Annotated in this window: 22 protein-coding genes and 1 pseudogene; 11 read left to right on the plus strand and 12 right to left on the minus strand. The window is 70.5% G+C overall.

Going from position 1 to position 21,234, the window contains the following annotated elements; genetic code table 11:
- The first annotated feature begins 189 nt into the window (after window positions 1-189).
- Window positions 190-864, plus strand: coding sequence for an SOS response-associated peptidase (locus AKJ13_RS14525; protein WP_050733985.1), 675 nt, complete (start codon window positions 190-192; stop codon window positions 862-864).
- A 15-nt stretch (window positions 865-879) separates the two neighbouring features.
- Here the strand turns inward: AKJ13_RS14525 and AKJ13_RS14530 are convergent, their stop codons facing one another.
- The 4 genes and pseudogenes from AKJ13_RS14530 to AKJ13_RS14545 form a co-directional block, all read right to left on the minus strand.
- The gene (locus tag AKJ13_RS14530; protein WP_050733986.1) at window positions 880-1,140 is read right to left on the minus strand and encodes a hypothetical protein; all 261 of its coding nucleotides are present in this window, start codon (window positions 1,138-1,140) and stop codon (window positions 880-882) included.
- A 103-nt stretch (window positions 1,141-1,243) separates the two neighbouring features.
- A complete protein-coding gene (locus AKJ13_RS14535) occupies window positions 1,244-1,549 on the minus strand; it encodes a hypothetical protein (RefSeq protein ID WP_050733987.1) in 306 nt (101 codons plus the stop codon).
- Window positions 1,550-1,890: 341 nt separating this feature from the next.
- A pseudogene (locus AKJ13_RS30410) lies at window positions 1,891-2,328 on the minus strand (pyridoxamine 5'-phosphate oxidase family protein); the annotation flags it as partial.
- Window positions 2,329-2,429: 101 nt separating this feature from the next.
- Window positions 2,430-3,857 carry a hypothetical protein gene (locus tag AKJ13_RS14545; RefSeq protein WP_244471607.1) on the minus strand — a complete coding sequence of 476 codons (1,428 nt, stop codon included), beginning with the start codon at window positions 3,855-3,857 and terminating at the stop codon, window positions 2,430-2,432.
- Between the two features lie 124 nt (window positions 3,858-3,981).
- On the opposite strand from AKJ13_RS14545, the gene AKJ13_RS14550 reads away from it, so the two are divergent.
- From AKJ13_RS14550 to der, 3 genes are all read left to right on the plus strand, one after another.
- A complete protein-coding gene (locus AKJ13_RS14550; RefSeq protein WP_050733989.1) occupies window positions 3,982-4,590 on the plus strand; it encodes an NnrU family protein in 609 nt (202 codons plus the stop codon).
- A 109-nt stretch (window positions 4,591-4,699) separates the two neighbouring features.
- A complete protein-coding gene (locus AKJ13_RS14555) occupies window positions 4,700-5,410 on the plus strand; it encodes a tetratricopeptide repeat protein (RefSeq protein ID WP_050734070.1) in 711 nt (236 codons plus the stop codon).
- Between the two features lie 28 nt (window positions 5,411-5,438).
- Window positions 5,439-6,791, plus strand: a complete 1,353-nt coding sequence (gene der, locus AKJ13_RS14560; RefSeq protein ID WP_050733990.1) for a ribosome biogenesis GTPase Der — start codon at window positions 5,439-5,441, stop codon at window positions 6,789-6,791.
- A 9-nt stretch (window positions 6,792-6,800) separates the two neighbouring features.
- On the opposite strand, the gene AKJ13_RS14565 is transcribed toward der, so the two are convergent.
- The 5 genes from AKJ13_RS14565 to AKJ13_RS14585 all read right to left on the minus strand — a co-directional run bounded on the left by AKJ13_RS14565 (window position 6,801) and on the right by AKJ13_RS14585 (window position 11,576).
- On the minus strand, window positions 6,801-7,919 hold the full coding sequence (locus tag AKJ13_RS14565; protein ID WP_050733991.1) for a carboxylate-amine ligase: 1,119 nt from the start codon (window positions 7,917-7,919) through the stop codon (window positions 6,801-6,803).
- A gap of 60 nt (window positions 7,920-7,979) precedes the next feature.
- The gene (locus tag AKJ13_RS14570) at window positions 7,980-8,387 is read right to left on the minus strand and encodes a dihydrofolate reductase (protein WP_050733992.1); all 408 of its coding nucleotides are present in this window, start codon (window positions 8,385-8,387) and stop codon (window positions 7,980-7,982) included.
- 63 nt (window positions 8,388-8,450) lie between these two features.
- Entirely contained in the window at window positions 8,451-9,200 is a 750-nt protein-coding gene (locus AKJ13_RS14575) for an SDR family NAD(P)-dependent oxidoreductase (protein WP_050733993.1), read from the minus strand.
- Window positions 9,201-9,365: 165 nt separating this feature from the next.
- Window positions 9,366-10,835, minus strand: a complete 1,470-nt coding sequence (purF, locus tag AKJ13_RS14580) for an amidophosphoribosyltransferase (protein WP_050733994.1) — start codon at window positions 10,833-10,835, stop codon at window positions 9,366-9,368.
- A gap of 132 nt (window positions 10,836-10,967) precedes the next feature.
- On the minus strand, window positions 10,968-11,576 hold the full coding sequence (locus tag AKJ13_RS14585; RefSeq protein WP_050733995.1) for a CvpA family protein: 609 nt from the start codon (window positions 11,574-11,576) through the stop codon (window positions 10,968-10,970).
- A 153-nt stretch (window positions 11,577-11,729) separates the two neighbouring features.
- Here AKJ13_RS14585 and AKJ13_RS14590 point away from each other — a divergent pair, with 153 nt between their 5' ends.
- The 5 genes from AKJ13_RS14590 (at window position 11,730) to radA (ending at window position 15,832) form a co-directional block, all read left to right on the plus strand.
- A complete protein-coding gene (locus tag AKJ13_RS14590; protein ID WP_064774627.1) occupies window positions 11,730-12,419 on the plus strand; it encodes a queuosine precursor transporter in 690 nt (229 codons plus the stop codon).
- Window positions 12,420-12,587: 168 nt separating this feature from the next.
- Complete coding sequence (locus AKJ13_RS30415) at window positions 12,588-12,809, plus strand: hypothetical protein (protein ID WP_007560288.1); 222 nt, start codon at window positions 12,588-12,590, stop codon at window positions 12,807-12,809.
- Entirely contained in the window at window positions 12,809-13,168 is a 360-nt protein-coding gene (locus tag AKJ13_RS14595; protein WP_050733997.1) for a type II toxin-antitoxin system PemK/MazF family toxin, read from the plus strand. The genes AKJ13_RS30415 and AKJ13_RS14595 overlap by 1 nt, the downstream gene beginning before the upstream one ends.
- A gap of 99 nt (window positions 13,169-13,267) precedes the next feature.
- Window positions 13,268-14,350 carry an alanine racemase gene (gene alr / locus AKJ13_RS14600; protein WP_082316958.1) on the plus strand — a complete coding sequence of 361 codons (1,083 nt, stop codon included), beginning with the start codon at window positions 13,268-13,270 and terminating at the stop codon, window positions 14,348-14,350.
- A 45-nt stretch (window positions 14,351-14,395) separates the two neighbouring features.
- Window positions 14,396-15,832 carry a DNA repair protein RadA gene (gene radA / locus AKJ13_RS14605; RefSeq protein WP_050733998.1) on the plus strand — a complete coding sequence of 479 codons (1,437 nt, stop codon included), beginning with the start codon at window positions 14,396-14,398 and terminating at the stop codon, window positions 15,830-15,832.
- 261 nt (window positions 15,833-16,093) lie between these two features.
- On the opposite strand, the gene moaA is transcribed toward radA, so the two are convergent.
- On the minus strand, window positions 16,094-17,152 hold the full coding sequence (moaA, locus tag AKJ13_RS14610; protein WP_244471608.1) for a GTP 3',8-cyclase MoaA: 1,059 nt from the start codon (window positions 17,150-17,152) through the stop codon (window positions 16,094-16,096).
- 81 nt (window positions 17,153-17,233) lie between these two features.
- Here moaA and AKJ13_RS14615 point away from each other — a divergent pair, with 81 nt between their 5' ends.
- Together AKJ13_RS14615 and AKJ13_RS14620 are read left to right on the plus strand one after the other, a co-directional pair.
- Window positions 17,234-17,656, plus strand: a complete 423-nt coding sequence (locus tag AKJ13_RS14615) for a DUF971 domain-containing protein (protein ID WP_050733999.1) — start codon at window positions 17,234-17,236, stop codon at window positions 17,654-17,656.
- Between the two features lie 188 nt (window positions 17,657-17,844).
- Window positions 17,845-18,171 carry a cupin domain-containing protein gene (locus tag AKJ13_RS14620; RefSeq protein ID WP_050734073.1) on the plus strand — a complete coding sequence of 109 codons (327 nt, stop codon included), beginning with the start codon at window positions 17,845-17,847 and terminating at the stop codon, window positions 18,169-18,171.
- Between the two features lie 53 nt (window positions 18,172-18,224).
- Here AKJ13_RS14620 and AKJ13_RS14625 read toward each other — a convergent pair whose 3' ends face one another.
- Both AKJ13_RS14625 and mdoH read right to left on the minus strand, forming a co-directional pair.
- A complete protein-coding gene (locus AKJ13_RS14625; protein ID WP_050734000.1) occupies window positions 18,225-18,884 on the minus strand; it encodes a L,D-transpeptidase in 660 nt (219 codons plus the stop codon).
- A 239-nt stretch (window positions 18,885-19,123) separates the two neighbouring features.
- On the minus strand, window positions 19,124-21,064 hold the full coding sequence (gene mdoH, locus AKJ13_RS14630; RefSeq protein WP_082316959.1) for a glucans biosynthesis glucosyltransferase MdoH: 1,941 nt from the start codon (window positions 21,062-21,064) through the stop codon (window positions 19,124-19,126).
- Between the last annotated feature and the right edge of the window lie 170 nt (window positions 21,065-21,234).

Here is a 21,234-nt window from a genome sequence, read left to right on the forward strand (position 1 = left end):
TCGGGACGCATGCGCGCATCCACACAACCGATCGACCGCTCGCCGGAACTTGCTGACCTATATCAGTTTAAACTTGTAGATATCTGCATGCCGTACTTGTGATGTTGAGAAAAGAGCCGGGCGCTGCGACGAAGCGGCGCTGGTCGTTTCGTCGTCCTGCCGTCCCGATCGAGCCCTCACGAGACCGCCATGTGCAACCTCTACAGCCTGCGCACCGGCCCGGCGCAGCTGCGCCGGGCCTTCGGGATCGTCCAGGACCGCACCGGCAACCTGCCGCTGCTGCCGGCGATCTTTCCGGACCAGATGGCACCGGTGGTCTGGAACGGGCCGGACGGCCGGGAACTGGCCATGATGCGCTGGGGCATCCCGGGCCCGAAGGCGTTCGGGGAGCATCCGATCACCAATGTCCGCAACGCTGCGAGCCCGCATTGGCGCCCCTGGCTCGGCCCGGCCCATCGCTGCCTCGTCCCGGCGACCGCCTTCAGCGAGTACGCCGACACCAAGCCGCGCAAGACGCCTGTGTGGTTCGCCCGCGACGACGACCGATCGCTCTTCGCCTTCGCGGGCATCTGGCGGCCCTGGACCGGCGTGCGCGGGACGAAGCGCGAGAACCCGGACCGTGTGGCAGAGGAGCACCGCCTGTTCTCGTTCCTGACCACGGAGGCGAACGGCGTCGTCCACCCGGTCCATCCCAAGGCGATGCCGGTCCTGCTCACCGAGCCGGAGGAATGGGCGGCCTGGCTGGAGGCGCCGACCCCGGAGGCGCTCAAGCTGCAGCGCCCCTTGCCGGATGGGGCGATGCGGGAGGTGGCCCGAGGTCCCCGTGCGGACGGGCCCGAGACGGAGGCCGAGCCGGAGCGGTGAAGGGGGGTCGGGCGGTTACTGGATCGAGCCGCCGTTCCGCGCCTGGAGCAGCCGCAGGGCCTCTTCCAGCACTGCGTGGAGGTCCGCCGCTCCCTGCGGGCTGAGCGGCAGGCCGACCCGCTGGCCGTGGATCGTGTCGAGGACGATCATGGCGAGATCCTCGCCGATCAGCAGGCTGGGCTTCGGCAGGCAGAGGGGCAGTACGAAATCGCCCTCCCGCTCGCCGAGGGCATCGACCGCCTCGCCGGGGCGGAAGGGCTTGGTCTTGTCGCTCATCGCGGGCTGTCCTCGCGGGCATGTCCGGTATGATGCGGAAGGCTACGCCATCGGGCGCCGCCCGGCCAGCCTCGGGCGCCGACGATCGCCGTCGGATGACGCTTCAGCGCGTCCCGTCCGGCCATCGCAGCGTCCGGACCGTCAGCTTATCGATCTCCAGGGATCCCACCTTCAGGGACCCCACCTCCAGCACACCGACCCGGGCGCGGCCGACCGAGAGCCGGCCGATGGCGAAGGCGCCGAGCGCCACCGCGCCGAAGGCCACGGCCCCGATCGCCAGCGCTCCCAGCGCCGAGGCGCCGACGGCCCCGGCCCCGACGGCCCCGGCTCCGAGTGCGGCCGCGTCGCGGGCGGCTCCGGGCTCGGCCACGCGGCGACGCACCGCCTCAGGTCTGTGGGATTCGCGCATGCGGGACCGTCTCTCCGCAGAGCCTCGGGCATCGTCCTCCTTCCGGAACGCGCCAGGGCCGGATCGGGTCCAGATGCGCGTGGACCGAACGGCGAGTGCAGCATCGCGGCGGCAGGGTCGGCCGATCCATGCCGACCGGCGTGAGCTCTCAGTAGAGCCGGGTGCGGTAGGATTCCGCGATCCGCCCCTCGGCCTCCGCGACTTCGGATGCGGCGGTCTGCTCGGCCAGGATGCGCCCGAGGCTGGGAAAGGTGTCGCGGGCGACGTGGCGCGACGGGTCCCAGAGCTGCGCGCATCAGCGCCTTGCCGCAATGGAAGAAGGCCTCCCGCACCTGCACGATCAGCCCGATCGTCGGCACGGTGCCTCGGGCGCCCAGGGGCTCGAACAGGGTGCGGCCCTGCGTCACCGCCGCGGTGCCGTTCACCCGCAGGGTCTCGTCGATGCCCGGCACGAAGAAGATCAGCCCGACGCCGGGGTTCTCGATGACGTTGCGGAAGCTGTCGATGCGTTTGTTGCCGCGCCGGTCGGGGATCACCAGGGTGCGGCTATCGGGAACGCCCACGAAGCCCGGCGCGTCGCCGCGAGGGCTCGCATCGGCCTGGCCGGCCGCGTCGGCGCTCGCCAGCACCAGGAACGGCGCGAGCGCGATGAACCGGCGGGCGTAATCGTCGAGGTGGTCGAGCACCTTGGCCGCGGCGAGCGGGCCGACCGCGCCGAACTGCGCACGCAGTTCGGCGCCATCCCGGATCGTCGCGGAAACCTCGGTGTCTGCGTCCATACGATCCTCGCTGCGGCGGTGATGGCTGAGGCGGCTGAAGCTCGGCCGTCGAGCCACAGCATCGGCGGGCAGGATGGCTTGAGGCTTTCGGAACGCCCGGGTCAGGGCCAGACACGAATTACCACCGGGCGGCGCAACAGGTCCCGGTCGGAGGTGATCGTGCAGCCCTCCACCCGCAGGCTCGCGAAGGTCAGGAGCGCCCGGTCGCCGACATCGTCGAAATTGCGCCCCTGCGCCGCCGGATCGAGCAGCGACGGGTAGGCGATCAGCGGCGCGGTCGCCCCGCACGGGTCGTCGTACAGGGTCGCGCCTTCGAGGAGCAGGCGGGGCGTGTCCCAGGCCATCAGGTCGCGCGAACTGGTCCAGTAGAAGCCGGACCGGGCGAAGCCCTCCCCGGCCTTGGCCATGAACACCGCGATCCAGGCGCCCGTGCCGCGGTGGCGGACCACGGCGCCCACCGGCCCCGGGAACGGCCCCACCGGCCTGCATGTGACCGCGGGCTGGACGGGCTTGCGGTAGGGGTCCGGGAAGGCGGCGGTGAAATCGGTGCCGGTCCAGGCGCGCCAGCGGGCCGGGTCGGCCGGGTCCTCGCTGCGGAACAGGCAGAGTCCCGCTGCCTGGTCGCTGCCGGGGCGGTCCCAGCCGGTGGTCGAGACCAGGACGTAGCGCCAGCGCCCGTCCGCCACGATGTTCGACGGGTTGAAGAAGCCGCGATGCCGGCCCTGATCGACCTCCTGGCGGAACGGGGCTCCGGCCACCACCACGGGCGGGTTTCGGCGCGCGAAGCTGCGCCCGCCATCCGCGGAAGCCGCGGCCGTGATCGTGTTGTACCAGCATGCCATGTAGGAGCCGGCCGGGCAGCGGCCGGGATGCTCGTTGGCCTGGTATTCGTGGTGCAGCAGCGCGGCGACGTGCCGGCCGTCCTCGGTCCAGGTGGCGGTGATCCAGGAGCGGTCGTCATAGGATGCCGGATCGGGCTTCTCGCCCGAATCGAGCACTACGGCGCAGTCGAGCTTGAGGTGGTCGAGGTCGGGCCCGCGCAGGGCGCGGATGCGGTAATGCATCCCGAACAGGACCACCGCCCCGGCGGCATCCCGGAACGCCCGGGCCGGCGCATCCGGCACATCGGCCCCGTCGCAGGCATCGCGCCCGGCCTTGAACACGATCGCGGGCGGCCCGACCAGGGTCAGGGCCGAGAGCGGCGGCTCGGCGGCGGCTTGGGCCTTCGGGGGGATGAGGAGGAGCGGCACGAGTGCGGCTGCGAGCAGAGCGAAACGCTGCCGGATTCCTCGTCGCTCATAGGGTCTCAAATTTACAGATTGGCCGGTGAAGGCCGCGACACGCCCCCTCTCCCGTGCGGGAGAGGGCTGGGGTGAGGGACCAGGATCTTCCGGAGGGGTCGCACCCCTCACCCTGTCCCTCTCCCGCACGGGAGAGGGGACCCGCGCCCCATCTTGAGATCGGTGAACACCCGCCCCCGCGGAGGGAGAAGGGAAACGCGGCGTTGGCGCACGCCCTGTTTCAGCCATCCTGTACGCCAAGCCCATCGCGGAGATCCGGGTGCGTCCCGGCTACGCCTGGACAAAGCGCGCCAGATTCGCTTGAGAACCGTTACAGAGTACTTGCCGCCCGGCCGTCGCCCGAAAGTCCTACATGCTCCTCTTGATCCTCGGGCTCGTGCTGTTCCTCGGCACGCACGCCTTCTCCATGGTCCGCTCGCAGCGCGCCGCGATCGTGGGCCGGATCGGCGAGGGCCGGTTCAAGCTCGGCTACACCGCCCTGTCGCTGCTCGGGCTGGTGCTGATCGCGGTCGGCTTCCACGATTACCGGCTCGCCGGCTACATCCCGGTCTGGGATCCGCCGGTCTGGACGCGCCACCTTGCCCTGATGCTGGTGTGGCTGGCCTTCGTGTGCCTCGCCGCCGCCTATCTGCCGGGCCATATCCGGGCCAAGGCCAAGCACCCGATGCTGCTCGCCGTGAAGATCTGGGCGACCGCCCACCTGCTCGCGAACGGCGATCTCGGCTCGATCCTGCTGTTCGGCGGCTTCCTGGCCTGGGCGGTGGCGGCGCGGATCAGCGCCAAGCGCCGGGCGCTCGCCCCCGGTGCGGTGGTCGCCCAGCACGGCGGCCCGGCCGTGGCCCCGCATGGCTGGCGCAACGACATCCTGGCCGTGGTGATCGGAACGGCCGTCTGGTTCGTGTTCGCCCGCTACCTGCACTACCCGCTGATCGGCGTGCCAGTCTGGCCCGGAACCGCCTGAGAACCCCCGCCGTCCCACGCCCGCTGTCGCCAACCCGGCGCCCGTGTGTTAGGCGCGGGGCTCGATCGCTGTGCAAGGTGGCCCGCGGATAGACGCGGGCCGGGAAATGATGGCCGAGAACAACGAGTTCATTCGCGAGGTCGACGAGGATTATCGCCGCGACCGGATCCTCCAGATCTGGAAGCGCTACAGCGGCGTGATCATCGCGCTCGCCGTGCTCCTGGTCGTGGGCGTGGCGGGCTGGCGCTACTGGCAGAACCAGCAGCGCGTGGCCGCCGAGGCCGCCTCGGTGCAGTTCGACGAGGCCAACCGCCTCGCCCGCGACGGCAAGGTCGCGGAGGCCGACAAGGTCTTCGACGCGCTGGAGGTCCAGGGCCCGGCCGGCTACCGCCTGCTCGCCCGGTTCCGCTCGGCCGCGGAGGCCGGCAAGCGTGACGCGGAGGCGGGCGCGAAGGAATTCGACACGCTTGCCGGAGACAACAGCCTCGGAGACGGCCTGCGCGATCTGGCGCGGCTGCGCGCCGCCCTGCTACGCCTCGACAGCGCGAACCCGGACCCGGCGCTCGCCAATCTCCAGGGGCTCGCGGCCGGCACGCCGTTCCGTCACACCGCCCGCGAGATGCTCGGCCTCGCCGCCCTGAAGAAGGGCGATTTCGAGGAGGCCGGCCGCTGGTTCGACCAGCTGGTCGCCGATCCCGAGACACCCCGGAACCTGCGTGAGCGGATCGAGGTCTACGCGGCCCTCGTGGCGGGCGGCCCGGTCACCGTGACCGAGGCCAAGCCCGAGGTCGCCGCCCCGCCCCCGCCGATCACGCGCTGATTTTTCTTCGACCATTTCGAGATAGACCATGGACATGCCGACCGTCGCGATCGTCGGGAGGCCGAACGTCGGCAAGTCGACCCTGTTCAACCGCCTCGTGGGCAAGAAGCTCGCGCTCGTGGACGATCGGCCGGGGGTGACCCGCGACCGGCGCGAGGGCGATGTCAGCTTCGGCGGCCTCCATTTCCGGGTGATCGACACCGCCGGTCTGGAGGAATCGGACGCCGCCACCCTTATGGGCCGGATGCGGATGCAGACCGAGGCGGCGATCCTCGCCGCCGACGTGGTGCTGTTCGTGATCGACGCCCGCGCCGGCGTGTTGCCGGCCGACCAGCCCTTCGCGGAACTGGTGCGCCGGGCCGGCTGCCCGGTCATCCTGATCGCCAACAAGGCGGAGGGCGGCACCGGCCTCTCCGGCGCCTACGAGGCCTTTACCCTCGGGCTCGGCGACCCGATCCCGTTCTCGGCCGAGCACGGCGAGGGGTTGGGCGAGCTGCACGAGGCGCTGAAGGGCGTCCTGCCCAAGCCCGACCCGGAGAACGACGACGAGGATGAGGATGGCGCGGGCGGCCGCTCCCTGAAGGTCGCGATCGTGGGCCGCCCCAATGCCGGCAAGTCGACGCTGATCAACCGCATGCTTGGCGAGGACCGGCTGCTGGTCGGCCCCGAGGCCGGCATCACCCGCGATTCGATCTCGCTGGACTGGGAGTGGCGCGGCCGCAAGATCAAGCTCCACGACACCGCCGGCATGCGCCGCCGCGCCCGGATCGACGACAAGCTGGAGAAGCTCGCGGTCTCGGACGGGTTGCGCGCGGTGCGCTTCGCCGAGGTGGTGGTGGTGCTGCTCGACGCCACGATTCCGTTCGAGAAGCAGGATCTCACCATCATCGACTTGGTCGAGAGCGAGGGCCGGGCCGTGGTGATCGGCCTCAACAAGTGGGACCTTGTCGCCGACCAGCCCGGCCTGCTGAAGCAGCTGCGCGAGGATTGCACCCGCCTGCTGCCGCAGGTGCGCGGCGTCGCGGTGGTGCCGCTCTCGGGGCTCGCTGGCGAGGGCCTCGACAAGCTGATGCAGGCGGTGGTCCAGGCCGCCGAGGTCTGGGACAAGCGGATCTCGACCTCGCGCATCAATGACTGGCTGAGCGAGGCGACCTCCCGCAACCCGCCCCCGGCGGTGTCGGGCCGGCGGATCAAGATCCGCTACGCCACCCAGGTGAAGAGCCGGCCGCCGCATTTCGCGCTGTTCGGCAACCAGCTCAATGCCCTGCCGAAATCCTACACCCGCTACTTGGTGAACGGCCTGCGCGAGGCGTTCGAGCTGCCGGGCACGCCGATCCGGCTGAGCTTGCGGACCTCGCAGAACCCGTTCGACAAGGGCTGACGCCACCCGTCACCGGGCTGCGTCGGCGATCCAGTCCACCGCGGCCGACAGCGCGGCGCGCTCGTCCTTTCCTTCGGCGAGCGCCGCCTCGAACGCCCCGACCTGCCCGTCCGCGCTGGTGCCCTCGGCGACGATCGCCCGGGCGCGGGCGACGTCCGCCACGCAGCCCAGCGCATCCGCATCCTCCTCCACCAGGGCGAGGACCGCCTCCAGCGCCTCGGCGAACGGCACCGCCTCAGCCTTCGCTTCGTCGATCAGCGTCGCGCGCACGCCGCTGTGCTGGGCCCGCCACAGGTTCTCCGAGGCCAGCGCGCGTGAGACGCCGTCGAGCCCGGCATGGAGGTCGGGCCGGCGCACGCACAGGCGCACGAGGCAGCGGTACAGGGCGGCGACGCAGAGCGAATCGTCGAGCCGGGTGCAGGCATCGGCGATGCGCAGCTCCAGGGTCGGGAACTTGATCGAGGGCCGCAGGGACCACCACAAAAAACTCGCATCCGCGATCGCACCGGAGCGGGTCATGATGTCCACGAACCGCGCATGGGCGGCTGCGTCCAAAAAAAGCTCGGGGAGGCCGGTGCGGGGCAACTCGCCGAAGACGCTGAGCCGGTAAGCCATCAGCCCGGTCGCCTCACCCTGCCAGAACGGCGAGGAGGCGGAGAGCGCCAGCAGCAGCGGCTGGAACGGCAGCAGCCGGTTCATCAGGTCGACCCGCGCCTCCGGGTCCGGCACCTCGACATGGACATGCATGCCGCAGATCAGCGCCCGCCTTGCCGCGATGCCGACATCCGAGAGGATGCCCTTGTAGCGCGCGCCGTCGGTGGCGGTCTGGCGGGACCAATGCGCGAGCGGATGGGTGCCACAGGCGAGCAGGCTCAGCCCGCTCTCGGCCGCGATGCCGGCGAGCTGCGCCCGCTGGCCACCGAGATTCTCTCGGGCGGCCTGCGCATCGTCGAGCGGCGGCGTGCAGACCTCGACCTGCGCGGCGACCAGCTCGCGCCCGGTCTCGGGCAGCTCCGCCTTCACCCGGGCGTGAAACCCGGCGAGGTCCCCCCGGGGCGTGCCGCGGGTCTCGGCATCGGCGAGGAAATATTCTTCCTCGATGCCAAAACGGTAGCTATGGGCGCTCATCGACACTCCGGACACGCGACACGCACGCCAACGCGCCGGGCCGCCCGATGGTGCCGGTCGTCAGGGCCGCAGCGCCCCGCCCACCAGCCAGGCCGGGTCGAACCAGCGGTCGGCCTCGCCGTCGTAGGGCAGGCGCGTGATGTCCCAGTTCTGGATGTACTTGGCGTAGACGTTCCACACTGCGATGCCGCCGCCCACGAAGATCCGGCGGCCCGGGTAGCGCTTGAGCACCTGCTCCGGATCCTCGTGGCTGCGGATCACGTCGATGGTGCGGTCCTTGAAGGCGAAGTCCGGGACCGAGGCCACGGTCTTCGGCCCGGCGATCAGCACGTGGCCCATGGTGAGCGCGAAGAACCGCGTCACGTCCTCCACGAATAACGGGTCGGTGTTGCCCTCCCAGGGCAGGTGCCCGTTCAAGCCGAGCTGGCCGCGCAGGCCGATCGCACAGATGCAGCGGACGTCGATCATCGTAAATCCCAAACCCTGCGGGCTCCGCCCGTAACCCGCCGGGGCCGCAGGCCCCGGACCCCTTTACGCGGGCGCGCGGAACTGCAGCACCCGGTCGGTGGGAAAATCGTAGAGCTTGCCGGTCTCGGTCCAGTCCGGCGCGGCGAGCCGCACGAAGTGGGCGGCGAGATCCTCGGGGGTCTTGAGGGTCTCGGGATCCTCGCCCGGCATGGCCGAGCGGCGCATGCCGGTGCGCAGCGGCCCGGGGTTGAGCAGCATCGCCCGGATCGCGGTGGTCTCGTTCTCCGCCGCGTAGGTCCGCACCATCGCTTCGAGCGCCGCCTTCGAGACCGAGTACGGCCCCCAATAGGCCCGGCATTTCGAGGCTGCGCCCGACGAGACGAAGATCGCCCGGCCGGCATCGGACATGCGCAGCAGCGGGTCCAGCGAGCGGAGCAGGCGCCAATTGGCAGTGACGTTGACCTGCATCACCTGGTCCCAGACCTTCGGGGTGATGTGGCCGATCGGCATGAGAGCGCCGAGGATGCCGGCGTTACCGACCAGGATGTCGAGCCGCTTCCAGCGCTCGTTGATCGCCGCGCCCAGCCGGTCGATGGCGTCGTAATCGGCGAGGTCGAACGGCACGAGCGTGGCGCTGGATCCGGCCGCCCGGATGGCGTCGTCCAACTCCTCCAGGGCGCCGACCGTGCGGGCCACCGCGACCACGTGGGCGCCGGCCCCGGCCAGGGCCAGGGCGGCGGCGCGCCCGATGCCGCGGGATGCCCCGGTGACGACCGCGACGCGGCCTTCGAGCTTTCTCTGAGGATCAGCCATGCCCAGGACCTAGCGCATTTCCACGCCAGGGGGATCCAAAAATTCCGGTTTCAAAAGGTCCGTGACCTTTGCGGGTGCAGGGCTGGGCGCTCCGAAGATCCCAGGGGCGCCGCCCCTGGCCCCCGCCAAAGGGCTCAGCCCTTGGGGATCCCCGTCTCGCCCCGCTCAATCCGCTTCGGCCAGCATCGCGAAGCGCTTCGGACCGGCGATGGACAGGTCGGTCAGGCCGGTCGGGTACTCACCCGTGAAGCAATGGTCGGTGTATTGCGGGCAGGCCGCATTGCGCTCCTCCTCGCCCATCGCCCGGTAAAGGCCGGGGATCGACAGGAAGGCCAGCGAGTCCGCGCCGATATACTTGCGCATCGCCTCGAGGTCGTGGGTCGCGGCCAGCAGCTTCTCCCGCTCCGGCGTGTCGATCCCGTAGAAATCCGGGTAGGTGATCGGCGGCGAGGCGATCCGGAAATGCACCTCGGCGGCGCCGGCTTCGCGCATCATCCGGACGATCTTCACCGAGGTCGTGCCGCGCACCAAGCTGTCGTCGACGAGCACGATGCTCTTGCCCTCGATCGCCGCGCGGTTGGCCGAGTGCTTCATCCGCACGCCGAGCTCGCGCACCGACTGTGTCGGCTGGATGAAGGTCCGCCCGACATAGTGGTTGCGGATGATCCCCATCTCGAAGGGGATCCCGGTCTCCTGCGCGAAGCCGAGCGCCGCCGGCACGCCGGAATCTGGCACCGGCACGACGACGTCGGCCGCGACGGAGGCCTCGCGGGCCAGTTCCCGGCCGATCGCCTTGCGCACCGCGTAGACGCTCTTGCCGTTCACCACCGAATCCGGCCGGGCGAAGTAGATGTACTCGAAGATGCAGGGCCGCATCGGCACCGCGTCGGCGAAGCGGATCGACTCGATCCCCTCCTCGGAGATCACCACGACCTCACCGTTCTCGACGTCGCGGATGTAGCGCGCGCCGATGATGTCGAGGGCGCAGGTCTCGGAGGCCAGCATGTAGCGGCCGTCGAGCTCGCCCAGCACCAGCGGGCGGATGCCCAGCGGGTCGCGGGCGCCGATCAGCTTCTTGTTGGTCAGCGCCACGATCGCGTAGGCGCCCTGGATCGCCTGCAGAGCGTCGATGAACCGCTCGACGATCCGCGGCTTCCGCGAGCGGGCCGCGAGGTGGAGGATCACCTCGGTGTCGGAGGTCGATTGGGTGATCGCACCGTCGCGCACGAGGTCGCGGCGGATCGACAAAGCGTTGGTGAGGTTGCCGTTATGGGCGACCGCGAGGCCGCCGCTGGCGAGCTCGGCGAAGAGCGGCTGCACGTTGCGCAGGATCGTCCCGCCGGTGGTCGAGTAGCGCACGTGCCCGATGGCGGCGCGACCTTTCAGCCGGGCGATGGTGTCGCCATCCGAGAAGGAATCGCCCACGAGGCCCGGGCGCCGCTCGGAATGGAACACCGAGCCGTCGAAGGAGACGATGCCGGCCGCCTCCTGGCCCCGGTGCTGCAGGGCGTGCAGGCCGAGCGCCACGATGGCGGAGGCCTCCGGGTGCCCGAAAATGCCGAAAACGCCGCATTCCTCGCGCAGCGTATCGCCGTCGAGGTCGAAATCGGAGGCGTAAGCGTCGGATTGGGACATGCTGCGATCGATCACTTCACGAGTCCCGGCGGCGACGGGCCGGCGCGCCGGTCGTCGCGGATATCATCCGATCGTCTCCGGAACCGCTATCTAGGCGTTCCACGGAGACCGACCAACGGCGCGCGCCGCAGATCAGCGTCGCGTCGGGGTCGGCGCAGTCTCTGTGCGGCGCTGGGGCGCCACATCGGTCTCGGCGGGGGCGTCGGCCGCCTCGTTGGGCGGCGTGACGGCCTTCGGCTTCTTGAATTGCTTCAGGAAACCTTCCGGATTCTCGGGGAGTTGGGCCACCAGGGCGTCGCCGGATTTCTCCAGCATCGGGCGCGTGCGCGCCTGCGCCGCCCAATCCGGCACCTTGCCCTGCACCAGCCAGGACAGGAACACCCAGCCGATCACGCAGATCAGGAAGCCGCGGCCCGCGCCGAACAGGAAGCCCAGCGAGCGGTCGACCGCGCCGATGCGCGAGTCGAGCACCACGTCCGAGATCTTCACGGTGATGATCGAGACGATGATCAGCGTGCCGAGGAAGATCGCCGCGATGGAGGCGACCAGCGCCACGGTATCGCTGTTGACGTGCTGCTTCACCAGCGGAAGCAGCATCGGATAGAACGACCAGGCGACGGCGGCGGCAGCCACCCAGGCGATGATCGCCAGCACCTCGCGGGTGACGCCACGCACGGCCGCGAGCAGCGCGGAGACCGCGACGATGCCGAGCACGACGAGATCCAGAACGGTAAACGGCATCTGTAAGCTTTTAGGAACCAGAGGGAATGCCGCGGCGGCCATGCGGCTCCCCGGGACCGGGACCGAAGTATACCAAGCCGAAACTCGGCCGTCACCCTCGGGCACGGACTGCGCGTTCGGCCTGTGCCGTCCGTGCATCAGCCCGCGCCGATCGTGAGTGCGCAGAGGGCTTCCGCCGGCCCCGTTTACCTCGTTCCGATCGCCGGCCTGTTCGGGGCGGTGCTGATGATCTCGCTGGTGCTGGCGGGCAAGATCGTCTCCGTGGGCGGCCTGACCTTCACGGCGGCAGTGATCGTGTTTCCTGCCTCCTACCTATTCGGCGACGTGCTGACCGAGGTCTACGGCTATTCCAGCACCCGGGCCGTGGTCTGGACCGGCTTCCTGGCGCAGGCGCTCTGGATCCTGGCCTACGGGATCGCGGCGGCTTTGCCGCCCGCGCCGTTCTGGCCGCACCAGGTGGCATTCGAGGCGGTGCTCGGCGCCACCCCGCGGCTCGCGCTGGCCGGCCTCGCGGCCTATCTCATCGGCGAGTTCCTGAACGCCTACCTGCTCGCCAAGCTGAAGCTGCGCTTTCGTGGCCGTGGACTTGCGGCGCGGCTCGTCGCCTCGACGCTGGTGGGCCAGGGCATCGATTCGGCCCTGTTCATCGGGCTCGGCTTCGGCGGGCTCTATCCCACCGCGGATCTCGTCCGCCTCGCGCTCACGATCTGGGCCCTTAAGGTCGCCTGGGAGATCGTGGCCCTGCCCCTCAGCGTGCCGCTGATCGGCTTCCTGAAGCGCGCCGAAGGCCGCGACGCTTTCGATACGGGCACGGATTTCAACCCGTTCCGCGTGCGGGGATGAGGGGTGTTGGCGGCCACGCAAAGGTGCTACCTTTGTAGCACTTTCCGGTGGAGCGTGACCATGCCGGCAGCCAAGCGAACGCCTGGCGTGAAGAAGAGCGCCAAACCGCCGACTCAAGCGTCAACCACGGCGGTTGTGACCGTTCGGCGCCAAGGCGGAGCCCGCGTGATGACGCTCCCCCCCGCTGTTCTGGCCGCGATCGGAGCCGATACGGGCACCGACCTCACACTCGCCGTACAGGACGGCGCTCTGGTCGCGACACCGGTCGCGAAACGAAAACGTCGCTATACCCTAGCAGAGCTTCTGGAAGGGGCCGAGCATCTGCCAGCCTTATACGCGGATACGGCCAAGGCTCTGGAAGGCCCTCCAGTAGGCAATGAGATCGGGTGATGGGCCCGCCCCCGAAAGTCCCGAAGCGTGGCGAAATCTACTCGATCGACCCCAACCCGGTCGTCGGCCGGGAAATGCGCGATCGACATTACTGGATTGTCGTGACGCCGGAGGCCGTGAACGTTCACGGCACGGCAATCGCCGTGGTGATCTCCACGGTGGCGGCGGGCGCCCGCGCTGCGGGCCTCACAGTCCCCGTCACGGCGGATGGCGTGACCGGCGTGGCGGTCTGCACGCAGGTCCGCAGCTTCGATCTCCGAGCGCGCCTCGCCGATGGCAGTGCGAGCGTCGCCGGTATCGTGGATCCGGACACCGTGGGCGAGATCGCCGCCCGGGTTGCCAGCCTCGTCGACCCCTGAGAGCAATGCCGCGAACCGACTCGCCTAACGGGTCCGCATCGTGCATCCGTCCGCGCGGAATCGAGGATCGGGGGCGCTTCGGTGGCGGGTAGGCGATCGGTGACGGAGTCCGGAACAGATATCGGCGCCCACGGCGCCCGGCTGATCATCGATCTCGGGGCGATCGCGGCGAACTGGCGGATGCTGGCCGCCCGGGGGGCCGATTGCGCCGCCGTGGTGAAGGCGGATGCCTATGGCTGCGGCGTCGCGCAGGTCGGGCCGGCCCTGTGGGCCGCCGGGTGCCGGACGTTCTTCGTCGCCCACCTGTCCGAGGGTGTCGCCGCCCGGGCGGCCCTGCCGGAGGCCGCGATCTACGTCCTGAACGGCCTGCCGCCCGGCGCCTGCGAGACTTTCGCGGCACACGCCCTGCGCCCGGTGCTCGGCAGCCGCGAGGAGATCGCCGAATGGGCCGCCTTTTCGGGCGGGGGCCGGCCGGCGGCGCTCCATGTCGATACCGGCATGAACCGACTCGGGCTGCCGGTGCCGGAGGCGCTGGAGCTTGCCGGCGATCCGGGCATCGCCGCCGCCGGCATCGACCTGCTGCTCAGCCACTTTGTCAGCGCCGAGAAGCCGGAGGATCCGGTCAACGCCCGGCAGATCGCCGATTTCGCCCGGGTCCGGGCGGCCTATCCGGGCCTGCGGGCCTCGCTCGCCAACTCCTCCGGCGTGTCCCTCGATGGCGCCCGGCACGACCTGCTGCGCCCGGGCTACGCCCTGTTCGGCGGCAACCCGACACCGCACTCCCCCAACCCGATGCGCCCGGTGGTGCGGCTGGAGGCCCTGATCGCCCAGGTGAGGACCGTCGAGGCCGGAACCAGCGCGGGCTATAACGGCCGCTGGACCGCCCCCGCCCCGAGCCGTCTGGCGACGCTGTCGCTCGGCTATGCCGACGGCTTCCCCCGGTCGATCAGCGGGCGTGGGCAGGCCCTGGTCGGGGGCGTGCCCTGCCCGATCCTGGGCCTCGTCTCCATGGACCTGATCATCCTGGACGTCACCGCGGCCCCCGCGGCCCGGCGCGGCGCCACCGCCGTGCTGATCGGCGACGAACTCGACATCGACACGGTCGGCCGCGCCGCCGGCACGATCGGCTACGAGATCCTGACGGGGCTGGGTTCGCGTTATGTTCGAACTTATGTAGGGTGAGCCGACCCCTTCTTCGAATGCCGGACCGGCGGCGCGCGGACCCGAATGGCCAAGATCCACCAGACCTTCGTCTGCCAATCCTGCGGGGCGGTCTACAACCGCTGGCGCGGCCGCTGCGAGGCGTGCAACGGCTGGAACACGATCGTCGAGGAGGCAGCCGCCGCGCCCGGCCAGTCCGGCCCGGTGGCGACCCGGCCGTCCCGCGCCCGCGGCCGGGTCTTCCCCCTCGAGGGGCTGACCGGCGAGACCAAGGAGGCGCCGCGCATCCCCTCGGGAATCGGCGAGCTCGATCGAGTGACCGGCGGCGGCTTCGTGCGCGGCTCGGTGATCCTGCTCGGCGGCGATCCCGGCATCGGCAAGTCGACCCTGCTGATGCAGGCCTCCGCCGCCATGGCGGGCACCGGCCAGCGGGTCGCCTACATCTCCGGCGAGGAGGCGGTCGGGCAGGTGCGGTTGCGGGCCGAGCGGCTGGGGCTCAGTTCCCGCCCGGTGGATCTCGCCGCCGAGACCAATGTCGAGGACATTATCGAGACCCTGAGCCAGGGCCGGCCGCCGGCGCTGGCGATCATCGATTCGATCCAGACCATGTGGACCGAGACGGTGGAATCGGCCCCCGGCACGGTCACGCAGGTGCGCTCCTCGGCCCAGGCGCTGATCCGCTTCGCCAAGACCACCGGCACGGCGGTGATCCTGGTCGGCCACGTCACCAAGGACGGGCAGATCGCCGGCCCCCGGGTGGTGGAGCACATGGTCGACGCGGTCGCCTCGTTCGAGGGCGACCAGGGCCACCATTTCCGCATCCTGCGCGCGGTGAAGAACCGCTTCGGTCCCACCGACGAGATCGGCGTGTTCGAGATGACCGATGCGGGGCTGGCCGAGGTGCCCAACCCCTCGGCCCTGTTCCTGGCCGGACGCGACCACCAGGCCGCCGGCACCGCGGTCTTCGCCGGGATGGAGGGCACCCGCCCGCTGCTCGTGGAGATCCAGGCTCTGGTGGCGCCCTCCTCGCTGGGCATGCCCCGGCGGGCGGTGGTCGGCTGGGACCCGAACCGGCTGTCGATGGTGCTGGCGGTGTTGGAAGCCCACGGCGGCATCCGGCTCGGCACCCACGACGTCTATCTGAATGTGGCCGGGGGCCTGCGCATCACCGAGCCGGCGGCCGATCTGGCGGTGGCCGCCGCCCTGGTCTCGTCCCTGTCGGGGGCGGTGCTGCCACCGGAGACCGTGTATTTCGGCGAGATCGGCCTGTCCGGGGCAATCCGCCCCGTGGCTCAGGCGGGATCCCGGCTAAAGGAGGCCCAGAAGCTCGGCTTCGCCAAGGCGCTGATCCCGCAGGGCCGCGGCGAGGGCGACAAGGCGCTCGCGGTGGAGACCGTGCGCCACATCGCCGACCTCGTGGCCGGGATCAGCGCCGGCGCGCCGCGGAAGGGATCCGGGCAGCGCGGGCGGGCGCAATCGCGCTACGCCGACGAGGAGGTTTAGGCTTGGCTGTCGCTTTGCGCGCGGCCACGGACGACGCAGTTTGAAGCGCGCGGCGGCGTGTGAAGGCCGCGGCACGCTCCCTTTCCCGTGCGGTAGAGGGCTGGGGTGAGGGACCAGGATCTTCCGGAGAGGTCGCACCCTTCACCCTGTCCCTCTCCCGCACAGGAGAGGGGACCCGCGCCTTCTAAGCCCGCGGTACGATTGCAACGACGATCAAACCCTGTTGCGCCCGCAGCCCCAAGGGGAGGAGAACGCGTCGCGCTACCCGCCGGTCACGCTCATGTGCCGGGGCACCGCGGCCGGGCGCTGGCGCTCGATGACGAAGTCGTGCCCCTTGGGCTTGCGGGTGATCGCCTCGACCACGGCGGCGGCCAGCACGGCATCGTCCGGAGAGGCGCGCAGCACCGCGCGCAGGTCGGCGGAATCTTCCTGGCCGAGGCACAGGTAGAGCTGGCCGGTGCAGGTCAGGCGCACGCGGTTGCAACTCTCGCAGAAATTGTGTGTCAGCGGCGTGATGAAACCGAGCTTGCCGCCGGTCTCCTCGACCCGGACGTAACGCGCCGGGCCGCCGGTGCGGTCGGACAACGGTGTCAGCGTGTAGCGGCTCTCCAGGCGCTGCCGCGCCACCGAGAGAGGCAGGAACTGGTCGGTGCGGTCGGCCTCGATCTCGCCCAGCGGCATCACCTCGATCAGGGTCATGTCCATGCCGAGCCCATGGGCCCAGGCGATCATGTCGGGGATCTCGTCCGCGTTGACGTCCCGCAGCGCCACCGCGTTGATCTTGACCTTCATGCCGGCCTTGCGCGCAGCCGCGATACCGTCGAGCACCACCGGCAGGTCGCCCCGGCGGGTGATCGCCCGGAATTTCGCCGGGTCCAGCGTGTCCAGCGAGACGTTGATCCGGCGCACGCCGAGGCTCGCCAGCTCGTCGGCGTAGCGCGTGAGCTGCGTGCCGTTGGTGGTCAGCGTCAGCTCCTCCAGCGCGCCCGAATTGAGGTGACGCGACAGGCGGCGGAACAGGTGCATGATGTCGCGGCGCACCAGGGGCTCGCCGCCGGTGATCCGGAGCTTGCGCACGCCCCGGGCGATGAACACCCCGCAGAGCCGGTCCAGCTCCTCCAGGGTCAGCAGGTCGCGCTTGGGAAGGAACTGCATGTTGTCCGACATGCAGTAGGCGCAGCGCAGATCGCAGCGATCCGTCACCGAGATGCGCAGATACGAGATCGCCCGCTGGAACGGGTCGATCAGCGGCGCGGGCGACGGCGCGCCGGGCGCCTCGGCCGTAAACCCCTGCGGCGTGCTGGAGATGTCATCAAGCATGATTGAGCATATGATGCCCGATACGGTCGTGGGCAAGCCGACCCCGGGCCGCAACCCCGGAATGCTTGAGGAGTGTGACCTGTGAACGAGGATCTGTGGCCGACCGAGATCCGCCTGTCGGCCGATCGGCGGGTGCTCAACGTCGCCTTCGAGGACGGGTCCCGCTTCGCCCTGCCGGCGGAGTATCTGCGGGTGTCGAGCCCGTCGGCCGAGGTGCAGGGCCATTCGCCTCTGGAGCGCAAGGTGATCGGCGGCAAGCGCGCCGTGGCGATCCTAGCCGTGGAGCCGATCGGCAATTACGCGGTCAAGCTCGCCTTCGACGACATGCACGACACCGGGATCTACGGTTGGGAATACCTGCACACGCTCGGCCGGGAATACGAATCCCGCTGGCAGACCTACCTGTCCGAATTGGCGGAGCGCGGGCTCGACCGCGAGACTGCCCGCACCGCCCCGGCGAAGCAGGCCGGGGGTTGCGGCTCAGGCTCGTGCGGCTGCCATTGAGCGCTCGGTAGCCGTCCCATCCTCCCCCTCATCCTGAGGTGCCGAAGCGTAGCGAAGGCCTCGAAGGAGCCCTCCAGGATTCGCCGAGGCTTCTGGAGGGCTCCTTCGAGGCCCGCTGACGCGGGCGCCTCAGGATGAGGGGGAGATTTGGATCTTCGTTGATCGACAGCACCAGCCCCGGAGCCACCATGGCCTTCACCTGCACGATCCCCGCTCTGCCCACGGTCCAGCAGGACGATGCCACGGTCCGGATCACCCGTTGGGACTTCCCGCCCGGGGCGGTGACCGGCTGGCACGAGCATGGCTGGCCGTATTTCGTGGTGATGCTGGTGGCCGGCGTGCTGCGCGTCCATGACGGGGCGGCGGTCAGCGAGACCGCGCTCGCGGCGGGGCAATCCTACATGCGCCCGGCCGGCATCCGGCACGATGTGATGAACGGGTCGGAGCACCCGATCGCGTTCATCGAGATCGAGGTGAAGCGTCCCGACGCGCTGGTCACGCTGCCCGAGACCTGAACGCAAAAGGGCCGGCCTCGCGGCCGGCCCTCACCGAAACGGTCCGAAAGAAATCAGCGCTGGACGATGACCTTCGTGCCGACCTTGGCGCGGGTGTAGAGGTCAGTCACGTCGTCGTTGGTCATGCGGATGCAGCCCGAGGACACGGCGGTGCCGATGGTCTCCGGCTCGTTGGAGCCGTGGATCCGGTAGATCGAGCCGCCGAGATACATGGCGCGGGCGCCGAGCGGGTTCTCGATGCCGCCCTTCATGTAGCGCGGCAGGTCCGGCCGGCGGCGCAGCATGGTCGACGGCGGGCGCCAATCCGGCCATTCGCGCTTCATCGTGATGGTCTGCACGCCGCCCCAGGTGAAGCCCGGTCGGCCGACGCCGACGCCGTAGCGCAGGGCTTGGCCGCCGCCGAGCACGTAGTAGAGCCGCCGCTCGGCGGTTGAGACGACGATCGTGCCGGCGCCGTAGGGGCCGTTATAGGCGACCGTCTCGCGCGGGATCGCCGACATCTGCGGCACGGCCGCGTCGAGCGGGTCGGCGGGGTTGAGCGAGGCGTTGGCCACCGGCACCGCGACGGTCTCGACCGCCTGCGGGCGCACACGCACGGTGAGCGCGTCGTTCAGCGGCTGGCGGGTCAGCGGATCGATCTCGTAGGCCAGCGCCGGCGCGGCGCAGGCGGCCGCGCCGATGAGCCCTACGAGGGCGGGAAGGAAACGACGCATCAAAGCCTCTCGGGGCAGGCGCGAAATGGGTTGGGAACGCGGCGAATTACCGGGGCACGATGCCGTGCCGATCCTCGCCAAGGGGTAAACGCTCGCGTCCCAAATCCAAGCCGGAAACCGCCACGCTTAGCCGGTTCCGCCCTTCCGTGACGGGATGGCAACACTGTGGCAGCTTAGCCATAACCGCGGGATTGGCCTGGGCGGTCGGGCGTGTCCCGACCTGCCCGGCCGCCGAGACCTCACGCCTCGTCGGCAGCGAGCCAGATGGCCGGTTCCAGAGGTGCCGTGCGGATGAGCACGGGGGCGGCGGGCAGGCCGCGGATCTGCGCCAGCTCCACCAGTTCCGGAGCCTGCGCCGTGTCGTCGGCGGTGAGGAACAGGCCCCGGGCCCGGGCGGCGCGGCCGAGATCGGCCCGGCTGGTCCAGACGCTCTGGGCCGGGCTCGCCAGCAGCGCGAGGGCCAGCGGGGCCAGCCACAGGCCGAGCCAGGCATTGCCGGCCCAGACCAGGGCGAAGACGATCAGCGCCCCGACCACCACGGCGTCGGCTTGGAGCCGGAACGCCTCGGCCCAGGAGACCTGCCGGTCGTCGCGATCCTGGGTCTCCCAGCGCACCACCCGGCCCAGGAAGGTCGAGACCACGGCGCCGGCGGTGAACAGGGTGAGCACCGGCCACAGGAAGACCCACACGACCTGCTCCAGGGCGGCGCTGGCCAGGAGCGACCGGGCGCCGCCGAAGGAAGCCCGGCGCTCCGGCGAGACCAGGACATGGCCGAGGCTCAGGACCTTGGGCAGGGCCAGCACGGCGAGGCTGAGAGCGGCGAGCGCGTGGGCGGCCGCGCCGTGACCGGTCAAGCCGTAGGCGAGCAGGCCGAGATCGCCGGTCCGGGCCGCCTGCCAGGAGGCTAGGCCCAGGAAGGCGATCCAGAGCGGCAGCATGCCGTAGGCCAGGATGCCGACCGCGAGGTGCCAGCGGCTCGCGGCGTGCAGGCCGGCCCAAGGCAGCACGCGCAGGTGCTGCAGGTTGCCCTGGCACCAGCGGCGCTCGCGGCCGAGCAGGTCGATCAGGTTCGTGGGCATCTCCTCCCAGGTGCCGCCCATCTCGGGCAGCAGGCGCACCTCCCAGCCGGCGCGGACCATCAGGGCGCCCTCGACGATGTCGTGGCAGAGGATCTCGCCGCCCAGCGGCGCCCGGCCCGGCAGGACCGGAAGCTGCGCGTTCTCGGCGAAGGCCTCGATCCGCAGGATGGCGTTGTGGCCCCAGTAGCTGCCCTCCGGGCCCTGCCAGGTCTCCAGGCAGCGCAACGCCAGGGGCGCATAGAGGCGCACGGCGAATTGCTGGATGCGGGCGAACAGGGTATCCCGGCCGGCCGCGTAGGAGACGGTCTGGATCAGGCCGGCGCGGGGGCTCTCGTCCATCAGGCGGACGAGCCGGGTCATGGCGGCGCCGGTCATCAGGCTGTCGGCATCCAGCACGATCATGTAGGCGTAGTCCGCACCGTAGCTACGGCAGAACTCGCCGATATTGCCGGCCTTGCGGCCCGTGTTCTCGGTCCGGCGCCGGTAGCGGATCCGCGGCAGGGCCGGGTCGGCCTCAGCCCAGGCCTGGATGCGGGCAAATTCGTGCTCCTCCACCGCCGCGATCGCGCCGTCCCGCGTGTCAGACAGGACGAAGATATCGATGTTCTGCGCCTGCGCATCGGCCAGCGAGCGGGCCATCACCCGCAACCGGGCGAAGACCGCCACCGCGTCCTCGGCATGGATCGCCACCACGGCGGCGGTGCGCCCGCCCCCGGCGGCGGGTCGCAGGGCGGATTCGGACCGGCGCTCCAGCACCGACTTCGCCCGGTCGCCCAGAAGGGCGGCCACGAGCCCGTAGACGTATTGGCAGGCGACGAAAGCCTGCCAGCCCATCACCAGGGCGAACAGGATCAGGATGGTCCAGGCCAGGGGGCTGGCGCCAGCCGGATAAGCACGATCAGCCAGCCATGCGAGACCGCCGGCGGCGGCGAGGCTCGGGATCGCCAGGGCGAGACGTCGGGCCAGAAGGGCCCGGCTGCCGCCGGCCCAGGCCTCGGGTTCGAGCGCCGTGGCCGGACTCGTCACGATCTCGGGATCGGGAGCGCCCGGATGGGCGTTCCGGTGCGGCCGCTCGGCGGAGGAGGTGACCCGTGAGGACATGGCGCGAGGAACTCGACCGTGGAAGGCTGCCGGCTGCCTCGCCGCGGGCGGGCGGGAACCGATGAGCGTGGACACCGATATGCAGGGCGAGGACACGCAGCCGACCCAGCCGCACAGGCGGCCGGAGGCCGAACGGATCGATCCCCCCTCCCGGCGCCGCGTTCTCAGAA

This window comes from Methylobacterium sp. ARG-1 (assembly GCF_001262595.1).
Taxonomy (GTDB): Bacteria; Pseudomonadota; Alphaproteobacteria; order Rhizobiales; family Beijerinckiaceae; genus Methylobacterium; species Methylobacterium brachiatum.

Bases quoted from the DNA above. Each gene is read 5' to 3' on its own strand.
- AKJ13_RS14525 (WP_050733985.1), top strand. From the start codon at position 190: ATGTGCAACCTCTACAGCCTGCGCACCGGCCCGGCGCAGCTGCGCCGG.
- AKJ13_RS14530 (WP_050733986.1), bottom strand. From the start codon at position 1,140: ATGAGCGACAAGACCAAGCCCTTCCGCCCCGGCGAGGCGGTCGATGCC.
- AKJ13_RS14535 (WP_050733987.1), bottom strand. From the start codon at position 1,549: ATGCGCGAATCCCACAGACCTGAGGCGGTGCGTCGCCGCGTGGCCGAG.
- AKJ13_RS14545 (WP_244471607.1), bottom strand. From the start codon at position 3,857: ATGGCTGAAACAGGGCGTGCGCCAACGCCGCGTTTCCCTTCTCCCTCC.
- AKJ13_RS14550 (WP_050733989.1), top strand. From the start codon at position 3,982: ATGCTCCTCTTGATCCTCGGGCTCGTGCTGTTCCTCGGCACGCACGCC.
- AKJ13_RS14555 (WP_050734070.1), top strand. From the start codon at position 4,700: ATGGCCGAGAACAACGAGTTCATTCGCGAGGTCGACGAGGATTATCGC.
- der (WP_050733990.1), top strand. From the start codon at position 5,439: ATGGACATGCCGACCGTCGCGATCGTCGGGAGGCCGAACGTCGGCAAG.
- AKJ13_RS14565 (WP_050733991.1), bottom strand. From the start codon at position 7,919: ATGAGCGCCCATAGCTACCGTTTTGGCATCGAGGAAGAATATTTCCTC.
- AKJ13_RS14570 (WP_050733992.1), bottom strand. From the start codon at position 8,387: ATGATCGACGTCCGCTGCATCTGTGCGATCGGCCTGCGCGGCCAGCTC.
- AKJ13_RS14575 (WP_050733993.1), bottom strand. From the start codon at position 9,200: ATGGCTGATCCTCAGAGAAAGCTCGAAGGCCGCGTCGCGGTCGTCACC.
- purF (WP_050733994.1), bottom strand. From the start codon at position 10,835: ATGTCCCAATCCGACGCTTACGCCTCCGATTTCGACCTCGACGGCGAT.
- AKJ13_RS14585 (WP_050733995.1), bottom strand. From the start codon at position 11,576: ATGCCGTTTACCGTTCTGGATCTCGTCGTGCTCGGCATCGTCGCGGTC.
- AKJ13_RS30415 (WP_007560288.1), top strand. From the start codon at position 12,588: ATGACGCTCCCCCCCGCTGTTCTGGCCGCGATCGGAGCCGATACGGGC.
- AKJ13_RS14595 (WP_050733997.1), top strand. From the start codon at position 12,809: ATGGGCCCGCCCCCGAAAGTCCCGAAGCGTGGCGAAATCTACTCGATC.
- radA (WP_050733998.1), top strand. From the start codon at position 14,396: ATGGCCAAGATCCACCAGACCTTCGTCTGCCAATCCTGCGGGGCGGTC.
- moaA (WP_244471608.1), bottom strand. From the start codon at position 17,152: ATGCTTGATGACATCTCCAGCACGCCGCAGGGGTTTACGGCCGAGGCG.
- AKJ13_RS14620 (WP_050734073.1), top strand. From the start codon at position 17,845: ATGGCCTTCACCTGCACGATCCCCGCTCTGCCCACGGTCCAGCAGGAC.
- AKJ13_RS14625 (WP_050734000.1), bottom strand. From the start codon at position 18,884: ATGCGTCGTTTCCTTCCCGCCCTCGTAGGGCTCATCGGCGCGGCCGCC.
- mdoH (WP_082316959.1), bottom strand. From the start codon at position 21,064: ATGTCCTCACGGGTCACCTCCTCCGCCGAGCGGCCGCACCGGAACGCC.